The sequence below is a fragment of the Aliibacillus thermotolerans genome, from assembly GCF_027853235.1.
Taxonomy (GTDB): domain Bacteria; phylum Bacillota; class Bacilli; order Bacillales; family Marinococcaceae; genus Aliibacillus; species Aliibacillus thermotolerans.
The window spans coordinates 65,759-84,761 of the sequence record NZ_WKJG01000094.1 but is presented as its reverse complement, the minus strand read 5'-3'; the positions used below and the strand labels follow the sequence as shown (position 1 = coordinate 84,761).

Below are 19,003 nucleotides of genomic sequence, written 5' to 3'. Positions count from 1 at the left end.
TCCTATCGGCTATGTAGTTTTTAGTCCAAGACACACCAAGAAAGGCCTAAACTTCCTTCGCCTAAATGGGTACCAATCACAGGACCGAAATAGCTCATGTCTAAATCAATATGAGGATATTTCGCCTGTAATTCATTTTTAATTGCTTCTGCTTTTTCTCGTCGATTGGCATGGATGACAGTCGCTCGTATATTTTCTTTTGTCTTGGCATCTTCTTCAAACATTGATAATACTCGTTGCAATGCTTTTTTTGCTGTTCTTACTTTTTCAAACGGAACAATCTTCTTATCTTCAAAATGAAGAATTGGTTTGATTTGCAGAAGACTTCCTACAAGGGCTTGCGCGCCACTTAAACGTCCCCCCCGTTCCAAATGGCGCAAATTATCGACAACAAAGTAAGCACGGGTTTCTTGTTTCAATTGTTCGATCCGTTGAAGAATCTCCGAGGCACTGTTACCACTGGCGGCCATTTTTGCTGCTTCGATGGAATAATATCCTTGTGGCGCACAGCTAATTTCGGAGTCCACGGCATGAACAACCACGTCATCGACGGATTGACTAGCAGTGACTGCTGTTTGATACGTTCCGCTTATCGCACTGGATAGATGAATCGAAATAATTTCTTCATAATTTTTCGAGAGCTGTTCAAATAATTCCATAAATGCTCCGACGGATGGTTGAGACGTAGTCGGTAAGACTTCCGAAGACTGCATGTAACGATAAAAGTCAGCAGTCGTTAAATCAACTTCCTCTTGATAAGCTTTTTCTTGGATGATGACTTGCAGTGGAATAATGTGAATATGATGCTGTTTTCTCACTTCATCCGGTATATAAGCGGTGCTGTCCGTTACAATCGCAATCTTTGACATATTCCTTTCTTCCTCTCATGTTAAGTATAAATGATGAAGGATGTAGAGAAAGGAGATATGCAATTTATCTTACTTTCACCCATCCTTTTTTAATTGATTCCACTACCGCTTGCGTACGATCATTGACGTTCATTTTTTGTAAAATATTGCTGACATGGTTTTTCACTGTTTTTTCACTAATGTATAATGCTTCTCCAATCATGCGGTTGCTGTAGCCGTCAGTCATCAATTGCAACACTTCACATTCTCGGCGAGTTAAAATATGAAGCGGCTTGCGGTACTCTACTTCCTTATAACCAATTTCTGCATTGTTTTCTTCATTATTTTTATCGACAGCTAAACGACGATATTCTTTAATGAGGTTATGAGTGACTTTCGGGTGAATGTATGCCCCGCCGCTTCCTACTACTTTCACCGCATCAATCAAGGCATCTGCATCCATTTCTTTTAACAAATAACCGGACGCTCCTGTTTTAAGTACATGAGTCACGTACGATTCATCATCGTGGATAGATAAAATAAGAATTTTCACGTCAGGAAAGCGCTCTATTAAGTCTTTGGTTGCTTCCACACCGTTCACATCCGGCATATTGATATCCATTAAAACGACATCCGGTTGATATTTTTCCACAAGGGCAACGGCATCTCTTCCATCTTCACCTTCCGCCACCACTTCAAAATTTGGTTCCATTTCTAAAATTCGTTTGACTCCTTCTCGAAACAATTGATGATCATCAATAAGAAGAAGTCTAATCGGCATAGCATCGATCTTTTCTTGCACAACCCATCACCCTTTCTGTTTGGATAAACTGCTTGTGTTTCTATGAAATGCGTTCTCTATTGGTGCTTGAATTAAAACGACTGTTCCTTTTCTTGGAGAAGAGTCAATGGTTAATTCACCTTTTAACGCAGCGATCCTTTCTTTCATCCCCATGAGACCAAATGACTCTTCTTTTTTCGTTTCAGAAACGTCGAAACCTTTCCCGTCATCTTTGACAACAATCACAATGTTGGACGGTTTCATTTCCACTTTGACATGAATTTCTGTAGGATTTCCGTGTTTGTGAGCATTTTGTACAGCTTCTTGTACGAGTCGAAAAAGTGCTACTTCCATGTGAGTAGGGAGCCGTGCGTCACGACCGATATGGGTAAAGCGAATATCTATGTCGGTTAGTTCTTCGACATGTTTTAAATATTTCGCCAATGTTGGAATGAGCCCTAAATCATCCAGCGCCATCGGTCGTAAGTCATAAATGATGCGACGAACTTCTGCTAAGCTAGTACGAATCATTTTGCGAAGATCTTTTATTTCTGATAAAGCAGCCTCCATTCCTTTATCTACGCTTACTTTTTCTACGATTTCAGAGCGCAATAAGACGTTTGCAAGCATTTGCGCTGGTCCATCGTGAATCTCTCTTGCTACTCTTTTTCGTTCTTCTTCTTGTGCTTCGATAATTTTTAAGCCAAATTGCTGTTTTTCCTTTGCATCTTCAATTAATTCGCCAACATCTTTTAAATCCCCCGTTAAATAATTGTAAACAACTGACATTTGACTAACAAGTAGTTCTGCCCTCTCTATCGTTCCTTCTAGTTGCAACAAACGACGCTCGATGTGATCTCGTCGTTCTCGCAACCGTTTTTCTTCTTGTTCCAATAAAACTAATTTCATTTGAAGTTCATTGGCTTTTTCATAAGCCTCTTTCACATCTTCGTTAGAATATTCTTTAAAGTAACGACTCACTTCTACGAGTCTATTTCGCGCAAAACGTGCATGTAATTCTGTTTTTTCTGATTCGTCGATAATCATTGCCACTTGTTTTTGTATGTCCATTAATTCTTTTTTTAAAGACTCGTATTCCTGGCGCGATTGTTGGTTAATTTCGAATACTTGTTCTTTACTTTGTTCAACAGTAATCAACATTTTTTGAATAATATTGTCTAACGTCAATTTTGACATGGGTGTCACCACACTTCTTTAGATTCCCCCTGTTTGACAGAACGATATGTTCCGTTATGATTATTTTAGCATATGAACATCGTTCGATGCGCTCCAAAGAACAAGTGATCCCATCGTTTATTCAATAACTGCTTGCACGTTCGTTTCTATTTTATCATGTATTTGTTATGCGGTGTTTTACAATTTTATTATAGAGTGATTACAACAAATGGAGGGGTTCATACGTCATGCTTACTTCTTATTACACCATTAAAGCGAGCGGGTCCCATGAAATTGTGATTAATAAATCTCGTTTCATCACCCATATGACCCGAGTCACAACCGAAGAAGAAGCGCAATCGTTTATTGAAAAAATTAAAAAAGAACATTGGAACGCCACGCACAATTGTTCCGCCTATCTTATTGGAGAACACGATGATATTCAAAAAGCAAATGATGATGGCGAACCGAGTGGTACAGCAGGTATTCCGATGTTGGAAGTGTTAAAAAAACGTAAGTTAAAAGACACATGCGCCGTTGTTACTCGATATTTTGGTGGCATTAAACTCGGAGCCGGCGGATTAATTCGCGCTTACGGAAGTGCCGTCTCCGAAACGATCGATACAATTGGAGTAGTAGAACGATCACTTATCCAAAACGTGCACGTCACCGTCGCCTACCATTGGCTAGGAAAAGTAGAAAATGAATTAAGAAACTCACCCTATTTATTACACGATATCTTCTATGAAGAAAATGTAACTTTTTCTGTCGGAATCCCTATTAAAAACACCGATTCTTTTGTACAATGGATTACGAATATAACGAATGGACAATTACAAATGGATAAGAAAGAAAAGATATATATTGAAAATGATGTAAAATAACAGTTGCTAAGTATCTATCTATAAGGATTCGCTATATCCTTGACACTTCCTGTCTCCTATTTGCAAGTTTTCCATAGATTCGCTAAAAATTTCCCAGGAAATTTATGATGGATGGTAAAACATTCACTATATTTGTAACGGAGTATGTCGTTTAACGTCATAGAAAGAGAGAAGTTATTTACCAACGAATAGAGAAAAAACGTTTCACGCCAGAAAAGACCAATTCTATGAAAACCAGTCACAAGACACACAATGCTTTCTAGAAAATCATAGCAAAACATTACGACAAAATTTTAGATGTAAGGAGTTACCGAACGATGGCTAAACAGGTGCCTAGAACGAGAATGGCGCGAAGAAAAAGACGTGCGCGCTTTTTCATTAAAACAATCCTATTTATTGGTTTTATGTCCTTCCTTGTTTTAGGAGGAACCATTGGTTATTTTGCTTGGAAATTAAGCGATGTAGCAGCAGATACGCAAGAACTTTTAAAGCGAGGGGAAAAATCGGAACGAAGAGAAGAAGCTGTTAATCCAAAACAAGATAACATTTCAGTTTTATTCATTGGCGTGGATAACCGAGACGGAGACTTGGATGGTTTGTCTGATGCCCTTTTGCTTGCTACCTTCAACAAAAACGATCCATCTATAAAATTAACGAGCATCCCTCGTGATTCTCTAGTAAACATACCGCACCACGGGCAAGACAAAATTACCCATGCCCATGCCTTTGGCGGTGTAGATTTAACGGTACAAACGGTGGAAGAGTTATTGGATATACCAGTGGATTATTACGTAAAGTTAAATTTTGAAGCATTTATTGAAATTGTGGACGCACTCAATGGTGTCGAAGTAGATGTTGCAAAGTCATTTTATGAACAAGATAGCTACGGCAACCACAATGCGATTTTTATTGAAGAAGGAAAGCAAGTATTAAGTGGAGAAGAGGCATTGGCCTATGCCCGGATGCGGAAAAATGACCCACAAGGAGATATCGGACGCGGACAACGTCAGCAAGAAATCATCGAGTCTTTGATTAGGAAAAGTGCCTCCATTTCCTCCATCCGTCATTATGATGACGTATTACAAAGTGTCGAGGAACATATGACAATGAATTTATCTTTTGGAAACTTGATTGCTCTCCACCAATACGCAGGAGCGATTAATCACATTGAAAAGCTCCAACTAAAAGGGGAAAATCTCTATATGAATAACGTGTACTACTACCAGTTGGATGAGCAACACACCTATGAGATCTCTCAACAATTAAAGGCTCACTTAGAAATTGAAGATAGCGATCCATACTCTACCCCTGGAGCTTCTGTCCAAACTGAAGCAGAAACGTTTGAAAGCGAAAATACGTATTAACAAGTGAAATAGCAGGAAACCGTTTCTTCGTTTCCTGCTATTTCTTTTTCTTTATAAAAAGAGACAGAGACAAAACTCCAATAATTAAAAGAGAGATACTCACTCTTTTTTTGCAAACGTGATGAGACCAATTTTTCGTACCATTTGATCGGGAATGGTCGCAAGAGGATTGAAATTGGAAATAAATAGGTGATTCGGAGCATTTTTTGCTTCATGCGACGAGTGACGCTTAAAAAAGAAGATAAATCGTTCCATGAACGTTTCATGCGACGCTTCATTTTGTAAAACATCGGTCATAGGGTCGCATGAACGCTGAAAATGGAAGAAATGAGGATAAACACAAGTTGTATCGTGTTTCATACGACCTTTTATTTCGAGAACGATGCACTGAAGTGTCGTATAAAAGATCCATACGACGAAATATTACACAAAATTCCTGCCGAATGGTCTGCATCGGGGTTGCTCCAGTGCATCCTGCTTACCACCCGCGGATAGTGTTCGGGCTTTTGGAAGCTTATTTGTACTCATCGCGTATTTCCGTAAGAGGCACAGAGAAATGCGCTTCTGGCGGTAAACTTAAACAATAACTTAATCATAGAAGAAGGAAAAAACCCTACAAAATTGGTCCCAAGCAAATTTTAATGCTTGGAACCACTCTTTTTTACGATCTTTTAGTTGGATTTCCAAAACGACTCACTAACCGTAACATCGGGCGGTATTCATTTCCCGCAAGACCAATTCGTTCTGCAAGTAATTCGATACCAATGAGAAGGACTAGCAATATAACCAGTGATACCCATAGCGTTGAAATCGTAAATAAAACTGCTGCTAAACCAAAGAAAGCACTTAACGCGTAAATAATCAGTACCGTTTGACGGTGAGAATAACCAAATCGCAACAAGCAATGATGCAAATGGGATTTATCCGGAGCGGAGAGCGGTTGCTTATTGACAAACCGGCGGATAATCGCAAATAGCGTATCAGATATTGGCACAGCAAGTATAATTACTGGGACAACGAGTGAAAATATCGTTACGTTTTTAAATCCGAGTAACGAAATCACACCGATCATAAATCCGAGAAAGAGAGCACCAGTATCCCCCATAAATATCTTTGCAGGGTGAAAGTTATGCACGAGGAAACCTAACGTTCCTCCCAATAATGCAATTCCCAGTGCAACGATAAAGATGTCTCCTTGCACAATGGCTAACACCGAAATCGTTGTCAAAACGATTGAAGACACACCCGCTGCCAATCCGTCTAATCCGTCAATTAAGTTAATTGCGTTCGTGATACCAATAATCCAAAGCAAAGTAATTGGAATACTGAACCAGCCTAATTCTAATCTTCCATCAAAAGGAAGGTTGATAAATTCTAAATGAACACCACCAATAACGACAGCGACCGCCGCCAATATTTGGCCAAACAACTTCCATTTCGCAGACAACTCATATAAATCATCCAAAAAGCCAGTGACAATAATAATGAAACCACCAATTAAAATGTATGGTAAGTATTCATTTTCTGGTTGTAAGATGAGTAATCCGACAATAAATGCGATATATATCGAAAGCCCGCCTAATCGTGCCATCGCTTTTTTATGAACTTTTCGATGGTTTGGTTGATCTGTTGCACCGATCCAATGAGCAAACTTTTTTACGAACGGCGTTAAAAATAATGAAATGAAAAAACAAGTAACTAATGCGAATGCGGTCGTCATTTTGACCCTCCTTCATTACCGTTACCCATTCTTCGATGTTTTATGAATGTATTGTGTCATTATTTTTTTACATCGATTAATTGAATATCTGTTAAACTACTAAATTGCCACTCTACCTATCGAATTATAGCACAAATTATAGGCAGGGAAAGCTTTTTCACATAACTTTATAAAATTTGTTATGGAAATACATGCGTCCGATAAATCTTTCAACGGGTTTCAACTGGTGCTATAATGATGAGTATCTATGAAAATATAAAAAAGGAGGTTTTTTCATGAAGAAGTGGTTTTTTACAGGCATGCTTAGTGCATTGCTCATTTTAGGATTTATCATTAAAACACCAGCGCTAGCAAACACTCAACCAGTTCTTGCCAGTGTCGAATGGGTCATTTCTCAAATAGAGCCACTAGATCAACGTATAGATTTACTCGAAGAACGAGTAGAAGTCCTGGAAGAAGAAGTAGAAAAGTTGAAAAATAGCCAATAAAACTTTACATAAAAAGGAAATGGTAAATCATGTTAAAGAAACGAATGGCAATGTTACTGGTGGTTGCCTTTCTATTTAGTGTACCACTGATAGGGGAAGCGAAAGAGCCACACAATCTTTATCCTGAACCGATTACCGTAAAACTTATCCCTTCGATTAATTTTAGCGTCGTTCCACATGGTGATTACGAATTAATAAACCTGGATGATGGAGAACCTGTCGCTTTTCGAGAGGAAATTGATTTTCGTTACGGAAAAAACCGAGTGGATATTCGCCGGAAAAATGGTGATATCATCACTTCAAAAAATGGGTTTGTCTTGCGAGAAAAGCAACGCTCCAATCGTCACTATGTCACCATCACATCTGTCGACCGTGGTGGTAGCGGCTTCCAACCAACAGAGTATCGGGGATCCTTCATGATTGAACCGGGAAATTCCGAAAGTGATCGGTTAACACTCTACAACGTTCTCGATATGGAAGATTATTTAAAAGGTGTCGTGCCGCGGGAAATGAGCGCGTCTTGGCCAATAGAAGCGTTGAAAGCTCAAGCCGTCGCAGCAAGAAACTATGCAAAGATAAACATGGATTCCAATAAATTTTTGTATGATACAGTACAGCACCAAGTGTATCACGGAAAGTCGGTAGAAAGTCCAAATAGTAACAGAGCAGTGGAAGAAACGAAAGGGATTTATGCAACATACAACGGTTCCCTCATTTATGCTTATTATCACTCCAGTTCCGGCGGACATACAGAAAACAGTGAAAATGTTTGGTCAAGCACTCTTCCATATATACGAGCAGTGGAAGATCCGTATGATACCCACAATGTCAATCCGAATACAAGCTGGACAGAAACGGTAAGCAAAAAGAAAGTGAGTGACGCTATCTTTCCGGAGAAAGATTGGGAGCTAGTCAGTCTTCGCATCACTGAAAAAAGTTCCACCGGACGAGTCCAAGCTATGGAAGCAATTGGAGTAAATATCAACACGGGAGAGCAAAAAACAAAGCGCCTTCCAGAAGGGTCACCAGACTCATTACGTTGGGCGTTAGGGACAACGTTAAAAAGTACCCTTTTTGACATGAAAGAAGAATCGATCAGCGTGAAAGTGAAAATGAAAGACGGGAAAGAGAAAGACTTCTCAGAAACGACGGGAATGAAAATTCGTCATGCGGATGGAAATGATTCTGTCATTGCTTATGAAACGATGGCAGTAAGAACGTTATCGGGGGTGGAATATGCTCGAACCGGCGCATCTGAGTACATTTTTACCGGAAAAGGTTGGGGGCACGGTCTTGGCATGAGCCAATGGGGTGCTTACAAAATGGCCAACGACGGGAAAACATTCCGGGAAATTTTAAAACATTATTACACGGGAATCGAGATTGAACCGCGATCATAAAAAGACAGCCTGCAGCGACAAAGGCTGTCTATCTTATTTCCTGACCTTTCATGGAACCGAAAAGAAAAACCGATCGCATCAACGGTTGATCGTTGAAATAACGAAAAACACGTCCCATAAAAGAGAAAAGGTGGAAAAAAATCGTGGTAGTGGATAAAAAATGCGTTCCATGAACCGTTTGTACGACCAATATTTTATGAATTTCATTAAAAATGTGTCTTCAACGAAAAAACTCTTAATAAACCTTCAAGAACACAATCAGAAAAAACAGTTGCATGAATCGATGATACGACCGAAAGGTTCCATGATGATAAACTGATGAGAGTGAAGAAAAAGTGACCTTCCACCCGACCGGCGGAAAATCACTTTTCTTGCTTACTTAAAATAATCATTCATTGCCCGCGCCATAAAAAGAGAAAATTGGGCTCGTGTTGTTAATTCATTCGGACGAAAAGCTTTCCCTGATTCCGTTGTAATTCGCGCATCAGCAATTCGATTAATGGCGTCATACCCAGAAAATTCTTCATCGATATCGGTAAAGGAATGGTTCATGGACGCTTCAGGTAAATCAAAAGCCCGCACGAGAATGGTGGCCATTTGAGAGCGGCGTAATCCGTCTCCCGGACGCATTTCTCCGTCATTGTTACCTTTCATAATACCGTGATACTCTAATGCAGCTAATCCACGATACTCCTCTTTCATCTCATCAATATCTTTCGCTTGAAACGTGTAATCTTCCGGAGCTTCCAGCCCAAGAGCATTGGCAATCATATTGGCGGTTTGATGACGAGTAATCGTTAGATTCGGTCGAAAAGTCCCATCAGAGTAGCCTCCAATCACACGTTCTTCCGCTAAATATTGAATAGCTTCAAAAGCAAAATAATCTTTTCCTACATCGTCAAACAATGGCGTCGAAGAAAATGAAGGACTACCCCCAGTCGCTCGAATATCTTGATGCAATTGAGTGATCCGATCTTCTAATGCTTCCAAATCGTTTTCTCTATCGGAAATCTGTTTTTCCGTCCAATCAGCGCCTGCCACTTCTTCGGTACGATCCGCAGAAGCTTCACTACAGCCAATGAAAACGAACACGCTTATCAGCCCTACAAATAGTAGACGTTTCTCCATGTTTCGTCTCCCCCCTTTATTTCCGTCCGATTCCACGATAAATAAAACCTTCTTGCTTTAACGCATCTCGGTCAAAAGCGTTGCGACCGTCAATGACGACTTGTTGTTTCATGAGCGCTTTTAATTCTGCTGGAGACAAGGAGAGAAACTCTTCCCACTCAGTTACTAAAAAAAGTGCGTCTACATCTTGTATTGCTTCTGTGAGACTACCTACAATTTTCACTTCTTGGGGTAGTAGTGATTGCGCGTTGTCCCTTGCAATCGGATCATACGCTTTCACGTGCACTCCACGTTCAAGCAGTTTTGGGATAATTTTCAACGATGGTGCTTCCCGCATGTCATCTGTGTTCGGCTTAAAAGCGAGTCCTAACATTCCTACCGTTAACCCTTCTACTTTGTCTCCAAAAATGTCATCAAAATGTTCAATCATGCGATCGCTTTGTTTGTCATTCACATTGATGACTGCTTGTAAAATTTTCGAATGATAGTTTTTCTCTTCTGCTAAATGCTTGAGTGCTTTGACGTCTTTCGGGAAACAAGAGCCACCATATCCAATGCCGGCATTTAAAAATTTCGGTCCGATACGGTGGTCAAGACCCATTCCTTTCGCTACCGCTTGAATATCCGCTTCATATGCATCACAAATATTTGCCATTTCATTAATAAAAGAAATTTTTGTTGCCAAAAAGGCATTGGAAGCATATTTTATCATTTCGGAACTTCTTGGGTCCGTTGTAATGATTTTATCTGTTAACGGCGAGTGAAGCTCTACTAACAAGTTCGCAGCTTTCTCTGTTCGAGCACCAATAACGATTCGATCTGGGTGAAATGTATCATGCACCGCTGATCCTTCCCGTAAAAACTCCGGTACTGAACAGACGTCAATGTTCGCATCGGGATTTTTCATGAGGATCCGTCGTTCCACTTCTTCGGACGTTCCTACCGGCACCGTTGATTTCACAACGATGACTTTATATTTGTGATCAAGCGCTTCTCCAATTTCCTCTGCCACTCCGTAAACGTAAGATAAATCAGCAGCACCGCTAGGAGATTCTGGTGTACCTACTGCAATGAAAACGAGATCCGATGCTTTCACCGCAGCTTTTAAATCGGTCGTGAAAGACAATCGTCCAGCTTCTCGATTTTTACGAACGAGTTCTTCTAAGCCTGGTTCATAAATAGGAATTTGATTGTTGTTTAATTGCTCAATTTTTTCTTTTATTTTATCGACACAGATCACATCGTTTCCTAACTCAGAAAAGCCGGTACCTGAAACGAGACCAACGTACCCTGTTCCAATGACTGCTAACTTCATTCTCTCTTCCCAACTTTCTTCTTAATTTTTGTTACAAATGCATCGACTTCTTCAAAACGAAGCAGTTTCATAAGAAGGAATAATCCTACAGTGGAGACGGCCCCACCAACAATCAGTGATATGTACGCATTTGGAATGACGATAACAGATTTCCAACTATACAACATCCCGCTAAATAAAATGACTAAAACGATTAACTTGAGCACGAAATGACTGCTTTGGCTTGTTTCATCTTTCTTCCATTTTAACACAGATTTCAGTCCGATGAGGAGGAGGAGAAAGTTACAAATCGCACTTAGCGATGTGCCCCACGCAAGACCTGCTGCTCCGAATGGTTGAATGAGCAACAAGTTGATACCTACATTGATTCCAAGTACGGAAAGAAGACTCATAGCCACCGGAAAAACAGAATGTTCATAGGCATAATAAAAACGAGTGACATACATATTTGCTGCGTGAAAAAACATTCCGATCACTAAAATTTGTAATAATGGCGTTGCTAGTTCTGTTGACTGGGCGCTGAAGTTTCCGTATTGAAAAATAACGCGAATGACTTCTTCTGCATAAAACATGATAAATACGCTGACTGGGACAATCATCATTCCCATCATTTGTATTCCTTTCGCATATAAAACACGAATTCCCGTTTCTTCTTTCGCTGCTACTTTTCGTGCCAAAAGCGGATAAATCACCATTGTCACGGCCATCATTAAAATGCTTTGGGGCATTTGAACAAGTTTGGACATGTAGTTTAAAGCCGCTACATATCCGCTTTCCAACCACGAGGCAAATACGCGATGAATCAAAAAGTATAATTGTAATGTGGCACCACCAAGCATAATCGGGACAGCCATTTTTACAGTCCGCCACATTTCCGGACTTTTTTCTAACCGGATGCGAAAGTGAAACAATTGGTGACGTCGAATGAGCACCACTAGAAAAGCCGCCATAAAAAAGGCACTGACAAGCGCACCCCACGCATGAGCATACGCACCGAGCAATGGGTAAAATAGGACTGCAATCAATAAGAACGAACCATTTAATACAAGTGTTGACGTCGCAGTCCACGTAAAACGATCGTTCACATTTAACAAACCGGTGAGCCACATAGACAAAATGAGAAAAAATACAGAAGGTGCCATCACGCGAAATAAGTCAGTCGTCAGCTGAAATTCTGCCTCCCCCAAACCTGGAAACAACAATAGAATCACTTGGTCAGAGAAAAATACGAGCGCGGTAGTAAAAACGACTAAAACAATCGTAAGCCAGCCAAATATACGCTCTAAATATCTCTTTTGCTCGAGAGGGTCATTTACTTTACTATATACCGAGATAAAAGCGGTCGTAATCGCCCCTCCTACAACGATGTAAAAAAAGTTCGGTAACGTATAAGCAAGGGCAATACTGTCCGCTTCCATGCTCGTTCCAAATTGATAGCCGATGACCGCCTCGCGAAAAAAACCGATGAGCCGGGACAGCATGTTGATGATTGCTACCGCACCGATAATTTGTAACAACCTTTTAGGTTTCATAAATATACGGAATCTCCTTTAAATGCGATCAATAAAATCTTCCAATAGTTTCAAAATATTTTCGCGCCCACTGACAAAAGGGACAGGTTCAAAGCTCTCTGCTTTTTTTAACGCTTCTTCTAAGTCATCCGGCCCTTCTGTTCCGATAATGTGTCCTGCTTGCCCGAACTGAGCAACAATTTCTAATTGATGGTCATCATTATGTTCCCCAAATTTTTCGAGTCTCGGTACCGCAATGACCCGTTTTCCTTTCTTTACTCCTTGAATGATCGAACCAGTGCCTGCGTGCGCGATAATGATACGAGCTTCATCGTATAACCGATCCATTTCTTCAAAGCTCATAAATGGAATAAGCTCCATCTGTTCGGATTCATACTTCGTGTGACCACTTTGTACAACGATTCGTTCGTGAATGACTCCTTCCGTTTTCAAGCGATCTACTTCCTTTAGTAAACGAGTAAACGGTAATTCATGTGTTCCAAGCACTACAAATATCAATAAATCGACCCCCCATATACAGCTTTCGGATAAACATCCAACATGGATTTCCATTGGACGATAAATAAGTCTGCGATCGGATACACAAGACGTCCTGAAAGAGTAGGAGAAGACGTTTTGGCAAAACTTTCAATAAAGACGACTTTTTTGCGAAACAACTTCGCAATGTAACACATCGGAACGGCGGTATGTACTCCCGTTGTTACGACGACATCCGGCCGTTCTTTTATAAAAATAAACAGTGATTTTAAACAGTTAAAGGAAAACTTAAAAAGATAGCTTACCGGATAATTACGAGCGCCATACACGAGAAAAGACATGGGATGTTCTTTTTTCATCGGAATCGTCACGGCCGTTTTTTCGGTCACGAGATAATAATCGTATTTTTGAAATAAAGGTTTTAGTTGCATCAGTTGGGTGAGATGGCCACCAACGGAGGAAATGAACAGCACTTTTTTTCGTTTCTTTTGTTTATTCATTTTGTCGTAATGCCTCCTGATAAATATCGATCACTTTTTTCGTGATGACTGCTTTATCGTGTGTTTCCGCTCGTTTTCTTCCAACTTCTATCAATGATTTCCGGTAGTCTTGATCGGTGATTACTTTTTCCAACGCTTGACTTAACGGTTCCGGTTGACTGACAGGGACAATCTCCCCTGCTTGATCCGCTAATAAGTAACGGAGTCCACCAACATTCGTTCCAATGACCGGCGTTCCACAAGCCATCGCTTCCACTGCCACCAGACCAAAACCTTCCGTATGGGATGGAAGAACGAACACGTCCGCAGCATTCATCCACTGAGCCACTTCTGTTTGCGGTTTCGCTCCGTGAAAGAAAATCCCATCTTCTACCCGTAACGAAGCAATTTTTTGTTGTAAACGCTGGAAAAAAACAGCTTGATTTTTTGGTCCAACAATATGTAACTGTGCGGTCGGGTCTTTTTCTCGATACAAGGCATACGCTTCAACGAGATCTAGCAACCCTTTTTCCTCAATTAAATTACCGACATAAAGAAAATGATTGCAATCGGTAGGCAATCTTAAATGTTTTCTCGCTTCCTCTTTTGGTCGCTCAAAAAATATCGAGCGATCCACTCCCATGCTAAGGATTGTTACTTTTTCTTTTGGTATCCGGTAATTATCAATAATTTGCGCTGCTAAATCTTGTCCTACTGCTATGACATGATCTGCCTCTACCAAAATCCGTTGCGTTTGTTGATAAAAAAACGGTCCTATTTTTGCCATTTTATTCAAATCTCCGCCGTGACACGTCACGATATAAGGCGTTTTAAAACGTCGCTTCAGTAGTCGCGCTGGTAGTCCGGATGGAAAAGCATAGTGCGCATGGACGATATCATATCTTTTTCCTTTTGCTATCAATAGTTTTAACCCTTGAAGAAACCACGTACTATACTTTTTCATGACATTTTTCTTTCCTGCTTCCGGATTGGTGATGGCTAATACATCAACAACCTGGTTTTCGTTCATTAATGCTTCCACTTGATTTTTCACAAAAATACCAAAAGATGGTGCTTTTTCAGTTGGATACATGTTGCTTAACATAAGAATGCGCATGATTTATTCCTCCGATTGCTCTTTTTGATACCAATTCATCATGACAGCGAAAAACAACCAGAAAAACAACACAATCTGATGATTTTCCCACGCTGTCGACAACAGTCCCATAAAAAAGAGAGCGGTTGAAAAAGCGAGGATAAAAAGACCAAGCCATTTTAGTTTGTCATTCGCTTGTTCCGCTAATCGCATGCTTAATTTTAAAATCCCCCAGACGAACCATCCTAGTAGGAGGATACCGATGACACCATATTCCACCAACACATATAAAGCATTATTATCCACCGTCGTCATCGTCGTTGGTAAGTCTTCGTGCATAAATTGATGGAAAGGCGAATCAAATACGAATGCCGCGTTACTCCCGAACATCCCCGGTCCTACTCCAAAAATCGGATTGAAAGTAAAGACGAGCAAGCCGCTTAATAAAATTAAATAACGATAGTTTTTAGATAAATCTAACGTATATAAGTTCCGCTGCGCAAATCCTTCAAACAACAACAGAGAAAGACCGTAGCCCACGACGAATAAAATAAAAAGAGAGACCGCTGCCACAAGCATGATACGAAATGCCTTGTTTTTACGAAAAATCAATCCGATTAATCCAAGGCAAGCAATTAACGCTAAAAACGCTTGGCGAGAGAACGTCAAACCGATCGCCACTAAGAAAAGAATCCCGATGACGCTATACAATAGAAATTGTTTTTTCGTGAGATGTTGTCTGTAAACAAATACATACGTCACCAGTAATAAAAGAACAGCTACTAAATATCCCCCTAATGTGTTACTAGAGTCCATCAATCCAAAAGCACGGATCTCTTCACCAATGGAAATACTTCTACGTTCTTGAATGTTGCGAAGGGGAAGAGGTATTTCTAAAATGATTTGAATAATTCCAATCACCGATTGGACGATGCCAAGTCCAAGAATAATGTGAAACAATTGTTTGATCCAATTTTCCGGAAGATCCATCGTAAGTAATACAAAATAAAGGATGAAAAATTGGAATAACGCCCGGACTCCGAAGACCCCTTGCGCAAAAGGAACATTATTGATAAACATACTAAAAATCGCAAATACAAAAAAAACGAACAAACTATTATGTATTGGATGATTGATCCATTTCATTAACCGTTTTCGACCAAAATCAGGGTGGATGATCACAGCCAAAACCATTAGCAATAGGACCCCTTCACTTAAATAACCGAGCAAGCTCGGAACAATCGGAAGCCAATCGTTCCAAATTCGAGTGAAGAGTAGCTCTATTGATGTCCAAACGACGATAAAAACCGTTGCTATCCATAGTAATCGATTCATTTTTTCTCTAGAAATCTCTCGCATCCTCATACATGTTCACACCATTCATTCTAGTTTCGTGACTTTGTCGGAAGTTGCAATAGCTTTATTCCTGCCGCAGCTTCTTCCTTTAACTTATTCGACCATTTTGTGATGCTCTTCTGATGGCGATGCCAATCTTGCTCCATTTGTAAAAAAGCAGAATAAATGCCGTTTGCTTCGCTATCCACATCTTGAATTGGTACAGAAAATTGTTCGTTATCAATCGTTGCCATAAAATCTTTTACTTTTGGGTGATATTCAATTCCAATCACCGGTGTCCCGGCATTTACAGCTAAAATTAAGGAATGGAGTCTCGTTCCGATAATGACATCTTGTTCCGACGCTAACGCTACAATCTCTTCCGGCAATAAATTATTCTCATTTATTTGCACGCAATCACGAGCAGTCATATGACTGGCAATATCTTTTGTGACTTGAACATCTTCCGGAAATTTTGTGGAAAAAAAAGTAACTTGTACCTTCTTTTCTGCAATTAATTGATCCAAGGCATGGGCAACGCCTGAAATGTACGCCTCATACCGTGCCAAATCAGTTTCCGGCCAATATTGACTACTGAAATAAGGAACGGCAGTCACACCTACTTTTTGAATGCGGTCAGTGTGCGTGCGCGGTGACGATCTTGGTACTGAAAAAGCCGGATCATAAATCACACGTACATCTTTTTTGACGCCGATTCGCTCTAAAAGTTGCTTCGACTTTTCATCCCTTACGGCAACAGTCGAAGCAGCTTGAAGCAACCGTTTAATGAAGAATTTGCCAACTCTCGTATCGATCGGACCCGCACCAACCCCGTGGATTGCAATCCGACACCCGCTTGCTTTGCCTGTAAGTCCTAACACACTATATAATGGGGCATCCCGTTTATACATGTCCATTAAAAGCCCGCCGCCTCCAATGATAATCAGATCCAAACCTTTCATGATGCGGCGACTTTCTCTTACGGTTGTTAATCCCGAAGAGAGAATGCCTCCTCGTTTATGAAGAAGTGGTACAGCCTGTACTCCATGTCGTGACTGCGTATTTTTTGGATTGTTGCTGAAAACGACAATCTTATCTTTTTTCATGTTTCCATCTGTCGTCAGTTGATGAATCAATCCGGACAAAATAGCTTCATCGCCATTGTTGTTATGGCCATAGTTTCCAATAATTCCTATTCTCATAGACCACTCATGCCTGCCTTTATCTTATTTTCATTAGAAACCTTCATTTCACTGAGAAGATGTTTCTTTTCTGACCATAATAATACTGCGTGCCGAAAAAGACACGCAGCATCTTTCGATTGTCAGCTTTTTATATTATACACGGATTCTTTTTTAGCGACTAGGGAATAAAAGTACCCTTTTTCCACATTAACGTGGCGTGTAAAAATTTTGCGTATAGTAAGGTTGATGATACTGATCATGAAAGGCAACACCAACACCGAGCCTAGTATAGTCACCAAGCAAAGCACTACGATGACTTTTTGAGTTCATCCAACTATGGTGAACATAGATGGGGCTTACTTGTCCATAAGCAATATTTTCCGCCGCATTATAAAAACGAATATGATTTTTCATCATTCGATCAAATGGATCTTCTCCGTTTAAATTGGTGTGATCAAAAAATCCGTTTTGCGCCATATCAATACTATGATCTCGTGCAGTATTTGCTGCCGCATCATCCCAAGCTAACGTACCACGGCTAAAGCGTTCCCGTTGTGCATTCGCTAGATAGAATACCATTCGTTCGTAACTATCTTTTAATTGTTTGGTAGGTTTCTTATAATACTGTTGAAACTCTTCTTCCACCGCTTGATCAATGATAAGTACCGCGGTAATGCGATGATCGCGATGAGCATCATAAAAAAACGTCACATATTGATCCCCTATGATATACGTACCGCTAGTTTCCGTGTTTAAGGAGAAAGAATAATTTCCTTTTTCAATAGAAGTCAAGGGATCTCCGTATGTCGCTATTACATCTCTTTTCAACTTATCCAGCACTAAGCCGTCTTCACTTCTCCAAGTGTCTTGATTGGAATAAACAGCAACTACTTTACCATCTTGAATCCCATATTGAACGTAGTCTTGATAATAATTGTGATAAACATGCCATTGGAAATTGTAACGACTTTCTTCCATCGCTTCTGGTTCCCCTAGTTCTGTCTGTAAGGTTTCAAGAGAATCACCGACGCCAATCCCTAAAAATTTCCATGCTTCTTTTTCACTGCCTACGTGAGAGGGAGGTGAGTTTACATCTTGTACTCGAAAGTCTTCCTCTAAGGCCCGTGCTAAAAAAACGGCAAACTGAGCGCGAGTAATTGTATCGGTAGGACCAAAAGTGCCATCTTTAAAGCCAGTAGTGATTCCATTGGAAGCTAATATTTGAATGTCCTCAAAGGCCCAATATTCTTTTGGCACATCCGAAAAAGTAACATCTCTTTCTTTTGTGAAAGGAAAAGCCCGATTTAACGTCACAGCCATTTGAGCCCGTGATAGAGGGGCATACGTATCAAAAGTGTTGCTTCTTCCTTTCATAATTTCATTATTTGCTACTGCTTGAATGTAAGGATAATAGCTATCTGTTTCGTTCACATCAGTAAAAGAAATTGGAGAATCAACAGATCTTTCTAAATCCAAAGCTAACGCGATCATTTTCGCTGTTTGGCCGCGATTCACTTCACGTTGCGGTTGAAAAGTGCCATCTTGATAACCATTGATGATGCCTTTCTCTACTAGAAATTCAATTTCTTCAAATGCCCAGTATCCTTCCTTGACATCGGAAAATGTCTCCTTCGTTTCTCCAGTGAGAGGAAAGGCGAATAACATGATCAATAGAAGAACACTACCAATTATTTTTTTCATTTGTTTCGCCTCCGTCCAAACCACCATCTACGTTCTTCATTCCTATGTATTCCTTTATATGCCACTTATTAAACTACTAGACTTATTTTACCTTA

At 40.2% G+C, this 19,003-nt stretch carries 17 protein-coding genes; 4 read left to right on the top strand and 13 right to left on the bottom strand.

Annotated elements, in window-relative coordinates:
- Window positions 1-20: 20 nt before the first annotated feature.
- The 3 genes from GJS40_RS13260 to GJS40_RS13250 all read right to left on the bottom strand — a co-directional run bounded on the left by GJS40_RS13260 (window position 21) and on the right by GJS40_RS13250 (window position 2,826).
- Window positions 21-869, bottom strand: coding sequence for a DegV family protein (locus GJS40_RS13260; protein ID WP_270898331.1), 849 nt, complete (start codon window positions 867-869; stop codon window positions 21-23).
- Between the two features lie 64 nt (window positions 870-933).
- Complete coding sequence (locus tag GJS40_RS13255) at window positions 934-1,629, bottom strand: response regulator (RefSeq protein ID WP_270898355.1); 696 nt, start codon at window positions 1,627-1,629, stop codon at window positions 934-936.
- A 27-nt stretch (window positions 1,630-1,656) separates the two neighbouring features.
- Complete coding sequence (locus GJS40_RS13250) at window positions 1,657-2,826, bottom strand: sensor histidine kinase (protein ID WP_270898330.1); 1,170 nt, start codon at window positions 2,824-2,826, stop codon at window positions 1,657-1,659.
- 227 nt (window positions 2,827-3,053) lie between these two features.
- Here GJS40_RS13250 and GJS40_RS13245 point away from each other — a divergent pair, with 227 nt between their 5' ends.
- Window positions 3,054-3,689, top strand: a complete 636-nt coding sequence (locus tag GJS40_RS13245; protein ID WP_270898329.1) for a YigZ family protein — start codon at window positions 3,054-3,056, stop codon at window positions 3,687-3,689.
- Between the two features lie 317 nt (window positions 3,690-4,006).
- Complete coding sequence (locus GJS40_RS13240; RefSeq protein ID WP_270898328.1) at window positions 4,007-5,053, top strand: LCP family protein; 1,047 nt, start codon at window positions 4,007-4,009, stop codon at window positions 5,051-5,053.
- 661 nt (window positions 5,054-5,714) lie between these two features.
- Here GJS40_RS13240 and GJS40_RS13235 read toward each other — a convergent pair.
- Window positions 5,715-6,773: a glycosyltransferase family 4 protein gene (locus GJS40_RS13235; protein ID WP_270898327.1), complete on the bottom strand. Its 1,059-nt coding sequence runs from the start codon at window positions 6,771-6,773 to the stop codon at window positions 5,715-5,717.
- Window positions 6,774-7,048: 275 nt separating this feature from the next.
- On the opposite strand from GJS40_RS13235, the gene GJS40_RS13230 reads away from it, so the two are divergent.
- Window positions 7,049-7,261: a hypothetical protein gene (locus tag GJS40_RS13230; protein WP_270898326.1), complete on the top strand. Its 213-nt coding sequence runs from the start codon at window positions 7,049-7,051 to the stop codon at window positions 7,259-7,261.
- A gap of 29 nt (window positions 7,262-7,290) precedes the next feature.
- Entirely contained in the window at window positions 7,291-8,661 is a 1,371-nt protein-coding gene (locus GJS40_RS13225) for a SpoIID/LytB domain-containing protein (protein WP_270898325.1), read from the top strand.
- A 375-nt stretch (window positions 8,662-9,036) separates the two neighbouring features.
- On the opposite strand, the gene GJS40_RS13220 is transcribed toward GJS40_RS13225, so the two are convergent.
- From GJS40_RS13220 to GJS40_RS13180, 9 genes are all read right to left on the bottom strand, one after another.
- Window positions 9,037-9,789, bottom strand: a complete 753-nt coding sequence (locus GJS40_RS13220) for an S-layer homology domain-containing protein (RefSeq protein ID WP_270898324.1) — start codon at window positions 9,787-9,789, stop codon at window positions 9,037-9,039.
- 16 nt (window positions 9,790-9,805) lie between these two features.
- A complete protein-coding gene (locus GJS40_RS13215; RefSeq protein WP_270898323.1) occupies window positions 9,806-11,104 on the bottom strand; it encodes a UDP-glucose dehydrogenase family protein in 1,299 nt (432 codons plus the stop codon).
- Window positions 11,101-12,636 carry a murein biosynthesis integral membrane protein MurJ gene (murJ, locus tag GJS40_RS13210; RefSeq protein ID WP_270898322.1) on the bottom strand — a complete coding sequence of 512 codons (1,536 nt, stop codon included), beginning with the start codon at window positions 12,634-12,636 and terminating at the stop codon, window positions 11,101-11,103. The genes GJS40_RS13215 and murJ overlap by 4 nt, the downstream gene beginning before the upstream one ends.
- An 18-nt stretch (window positions 12,637-12,654) precedes the next feature.
- Window positions 12,655-13,134 carry a PssE/Cps14G family polysaccharide biosynthesis glycosyltransferase gene (gene pssE, locus GJS40_RS13205; protein ID WP_270898321.1) on the bottom strand — a complete coding sequence of 160 codons (480 nt, stop codon included), beginning with the start codon at window positions 13,132-13,134 and terminating at the stop codon, window positions 12,655-12,657.
- Complete coding sequence (gene pssD / locus GJS40_RS13200) at window positions 13,131-13,613, bottom strand: PssD/Cps14F family polysaccharide biosynthesis glycosyltransferase (RefSeq protein ID WP_270898320.1); 483 nt, start codon at window positions 13,611-13,613, stop codon at window positions 13,131-13,133. The genes pssE and pssD overlap by 4 nt, the downstream gene beginning before the upstream one ends.
- Window positions 13,606-14,709 (bottom strand): glycosyltransferase, encoded by a 1,104-nt coding sequence (locus GJS40_RS13195; protein ID WP_270898319.1) that lies wholly within the window; start codon window positions 14,707-14,709, stop codon window positions 13,606-13,608. The genes pssD and GJS40_RS13195 overlap by 8 nt, the downstream gene beginning before the upstream one ends.
- A gap of 3 nt (window positions 14,710-14,712) precedes the next feature.
- Window positions 14,713-16,053, bottom strand: a complete 1,341-nt coding sequence (locus tag GJS40_RS13190) for an O-antigen ligase family protein (RefSeq protein WP_270898318.1) — start codon at window positions 16,051-16,053, stop codon at window positions 14,713-14,715.
- 20 nt (window positions 16,054-16,073) lie between these two features.
- Window positions 16,074-17,225 (bottom strand): polysaccharide pyruvyl transferase family protein, encoded by a 1,152-nt coding sequence (locus tag GJS40_RS13185; RefSeq protein WP_270898317.1) that lies wholly within the window; start codon window positions 17,223-17,225, stop codon window positions 16,074-16,076.
- 189 nt (window positions 17,226-17,414) lie between these two features.
- Entirely contained in the window at window positions 17,415-18,908 is a 1,494-nt protein-coding gene (locus GJS40_RS13180; RefSeq protein ID WP_270898316.1) for an S-layer homology domain-containing protein, read from the bottom strand.
- Window positions 18,909-19,003: the final 95 nt, after the last annotated feature.